A 236-nucleotide genomic window follows, 5' to 3' on the forward strand; every position below is an offset into this window, starting at 1 on the left:
GCTTCGCGGTAACGGATGCCAACACGCCGACGGGCGGCGTGGCGTCTGCGAATGTCGACGATGACGGTCTGGCTGGCGCCAACCCGGCTCCGGTTGCCGGTGCAGCGACCTTCTCCGGCACGCTCGGTGGCGCTGTCGGTGGTGACGGTGCGGGCACGAACGGCTTCTCGTTTGCCGGTTTGCATGGCACGAGCGGTACGATCGGACAGGAGACGGTAAACTACAGCTGGAGCGGC

The 236-nt window shown here is 66.9% G+C and carries 1 protein-coding gene; it reads left to right on the plus strand.

The features are described from left to right. A partial coding sequence (locus IB265_RS36460; protein WP_210334701.1) for a hypothetical protein occupies positions 1 to 236 on the plus strand: 236 nt, incomplete at both ends.

This window comes from Ensifer sp. ENS10 (genome assembly GCF_014852025.1).
In the GTDB taxonomy this organism is placed as follows: Bacteria; Pseudomonadota; Alphaproteobacteria; order Rhizobiales; family Rhizobiaceae; genus Ensifer.